At 53.5% G+C, this 3,309-nt stretch carries 4 protein-coding genes; 1 reads left to right on the forward strand and 3 read right to left on the reverse strand.

Annotated elements, in window-relative coordinates:
* The coding region (locus tag CW742_RS09320; protein ID WP_292419539.1) for a hypothetical protein at positions 1-399 on the forward strand (399 nt) is incomplete at its 5' end.
* Between the two features lie 441 nt (positions 400-840).
* Here the strand turns inward: CW742_RS09320 and CW742_RS09325 are convergent.
* The 3 genes from CW742_RS09325 to CW742_RS09335 all read right to left on the reverse strand — a co-directional run bounded on the left by CW742_RS09325 (position 841) and on the right by CW742_RS09335 (position 3,251).
* Complete coding sequence (locus CW742_RS09325) at positions 841-1,347, reverse strand: ribonuclease III domain-containing protein (protein ID WP_292419542.1); 507 nt, start codon at positions 1,345-1,347, stop codon at positions 841-843.
* A 150-nt stretch (positions 1,348-1,497) separates the two neighbouring features.
* A complete protein-coding gene (locus CW742_RS09330) occupies positions 1,498-2,649 on the reverse strand; it encodes a Fic family protein (RefSeq protein ID WP_292419546.1) in 1,152 nt (383 codons plus the stop codon).
* Positions 2,650-2,852: 203 nt separating this feature from the next.
* Complete coding sequence (locus tag CW742_RS09335) at positions 2,853-3,251, reverse strand: hypothetical protein (RefSeq protein ID WP_292419549.1); 399 nt, start codon at positions 3,249-3,251, stop codon at positions 2,853-2,855.
* Positions 3,252-3,309: the final 58 nt, after the last annotated feature.

Below are 3,309 nucleotides of genomic sequence, written 5' to 3' on the forward strand. Positions count from 1 at the left end.
ATGATACATGAAACAGGTGACGCCATGAATAAAAAAGCCCTTTTGACCTTCACGAAAAAGGACGAGGAATTCGTCGGTGCGCTGGTGGCGACCGGCACCCCGCGTACGGTGGCCCGGGTCCTGGTGTATCTCTTCAAGAACACGGAGGGGACGATGCGCGAGATCGAGCACGGGACCGACTTAAACGAACCGCAGGTGAGCATCGCGCTCAAGCACATGGAGGACCACGGCTGGATCTCGGTCTCTGCGGTGGCGGGTTCCGGGAAAGGCCGGCCAAGCAAGAAAGTGGCGCTGAAGATCCCGGTCCGTGAGATCGTGGACCTGATCGAGGAATCGCAGAAGAGCGCAATAGAGAACCGGCTTGCGCTCCTGCAAAAAGCAAAGGGGTATGTGGCGTAACCGGGTGCCACGGCGGGAGCGGACCCGGCAACCGATGGCGGGGATTATGCCGGGGTTGTGATAACCGGTGGTCTGGTTCACTGATCGCGGTCCTTCAACCCGAACTGTAAGATATTGTCTTACAGTTGCTTCCGGGTTCAGTTCGTGCTCTCCAAGAATATTCCTGATATGGTGACCGGTTGTCTGTTTTGTTATCTGGTACAGTTCCGCAATCAGCGCCTGGGTGAGCCAGACGGTCCCTTCGTCAAGCCGGACCTCGATCCGGCTCTTCCCGTCTTCGGCCTGGTAGAAGAGGATCTGCGACCGGGTGACCGGTTCCGGGAGGGAGGGATCATGCATGGTGTTCGTAGTGTAGTTCCGGTTGCGTGCCCTCATAAATGGTGAGGGTGCGGGGTGAAACTGCAATTTCCTTCATCGCCAGGCCCCCATGCCGTGAATGTTTCAGAGATCGTCAATCTTTTTGAAAAACTGGTGCGTTGTTAAGAATTCCAGGACTGCATTCAGGCCTTTTTCAAGATAGATTGCCCCGATGAGCATCTCAAAACGGTCTGCGAGGATGCAGGTTGATTCCTGGTTCCAGGTTTTTTGTGCCCGCTGGTCCGATCCCCAGATGATATATTCCTGTAAGTGCAGGCAGTCCCGGGCATACCGGTGAAGGGTGGTGTTGTTCCCGTACTGCTCCCGGAAATCGTTGATCTTTTGCGGAGTGACTGTTTCAGTGACGGGGTAGTTTGCGATGATCGCGTAATCCAGGACAAAGTCGCCAAGCGTCGCGAGGCTGTGTTGTTCAGGAATGTTTTTGAGTTGCTCGAACGGGACGTCTTCATTCAGGAAGGCGTTGCTGATGATCGCGCTGATGAGGCGCTCTTTATCCTTAACGCGAAACTTAAGAAGGAATGTTTCTGCGGGATAACAGATCCGGTCGCGATAACCCGCCCAGTCACTCATGTCATCCATACGCGATATGGTCATTCGCGTTATAAAAATCCTGTGAATATTTCCCCGGGGGTGTTTCCGGGAGGATGGGATGGGGATTTGATCGAGCGCGAAAAGGGGGGGAAGATGCGGAGATGAGCCGGTAAGTGCCAGAAAACTCCATTACTGCCCGGTTCCCCGCTCGATGATCCGAAGGTAATCAGTAAAGAGGTATTTTTTATACCGTTTTTTCCCGGTAATTTCCCGGAGAATCTCCAGTTTTTCGAACTGGTCCACCAGGTCATAGGCAGGCTGGTGACTGATGCCAAGCGCTGAACTGATATCGGCAACGGTCACGACAGGTTTTGTGAACAGGAGGTCGAGGAGCCGGACTGCGCTTAACCCTCCGACAGTATTTTTGACAAGGGTATCGATGAGCCGTTCCTTGAGTGCAATGATCTCCTTTGCATTGGCAAGGGCTTCTTTTGATACTTCGATGATGCCGCGAAGGAAAAATTTCAGCCACGATTCCCAGTCACCTTCGATCCGGATTTTCTGGAGATTGTTGTAGTATTCCTCACGGTGCTGTTTTAAGTAGATGCTCAGGTAGAGGAGGGGGCGGGCAAGAATGCCTTTCTGGCAAAGATAAAAGGTAATGAGCAACCGCCCCATACGGCCATTCCCGTAAATAAATGGGTGGATCGTCTCGAACTGGGAATGTACCAGGCCAATTTTGATGAGCGGGGGAATCCGGTCATCGGTGACGATGAACGATTCGAGGTCCTTTAACAGTTCCGGCACTTTTTTTGGGGGTGGGGGCACGAATGTTGCTGAGTGCAGGCCCGATCCCGGCGGGCCAATCCAGTTCTGGACGGTGCGGATCTTTCCCGGTTCTTTCTTGCCGCCTCGTGTTTCCTCAAGGAGAGTCCGGTGGATTTCCTGCAGGATCGCGATGGAAAAAAGTTCATGGCTTGTACGCCTGATGCCCTCATCCATTGCCCGGATGTAATTGATAACTTCTTTGACCTCGTTAATGTCATCGGCCGGGACCATGTCTGCTTCGAACTCAAGCACGCCCTGGAGCGATGCCTGGGTACCTTCGATCTGGGAGCTGAGCAGCGCCTCTTTTTTCACGTACATTGCAACGAAGAGATCGGCATTGGGGAGGATTGTGGTCATGCCATCCAGGCGTGCGAGGGCCCGGTCCGCTTCTGAAAGGAGGTGATGAAGTTCGTCATCGAAATGCACCGGGGGATCCGGTGGCAGCGGTTTTGGGACATATGCCTGGTATCCTCCGTTCTGGCGAACCGTGATTCCCATCCGGCTTTCGTGCATATGTCTTCCTCTCCAGAATTCTCATTACGATCCCGCGTGTAATTCTGGCCAGCCAGAGTTACATTGTGCTCATGGTGTTTAAGTCTGTTTTACCAGAATAAGGTTTTGGCACCGGTGTCCCTGCAGATATAATAATAAAAGAAAAGGAGCGGGGTGAGAAAATGACGATGCCTTGCGGTAATTTCTTCACAAATTGACCAGCGTCACGTACTCTCCGGCCCCTGCCGGAAATGTTCCCGGTATTTCCGGCACACGTCATCCTCCCTGAGAAAGAATACGTCCCCCGGTTCATCCGGTTGTTCGTAAAACCCCGGCACGTACTTCGCCAGGTTCGAATACTGCACGCCCCGCTCTGTGTCCGGCATTACGGCCAGGCTTTTTATGAGCCGGATGACGCACGCTTCCGGCAGGGGGATGCAGTCGTTCCTGTGATCGGACCAGTGCAGGAGAAAATAGGCTGCCGGTCGGCCGTTGATGACCGAAACGAAGATGTCGGTGCCGCTTCGTACGGTGTTGCCGGTGTAATACGAGAACCGGGGCACAAGGAAGAGGGGGATGTCGGTCGCGGTGTTGATTGCGGGAGTTGTTGTGTTTTTAGGCATCTTTGAATCATCTCGTGCATCACATCCGGTAATCCTGTTGGCAGGCGGATGGTATAAC

This window comes from Methanoregula sp. (assembly GCF_002835825.1).
Classification (GTDB): Archaea; Halobacteriota; Methanomicrobia; order Methanomicrobiales; family Methanospirillaceae; genus Methanoregula.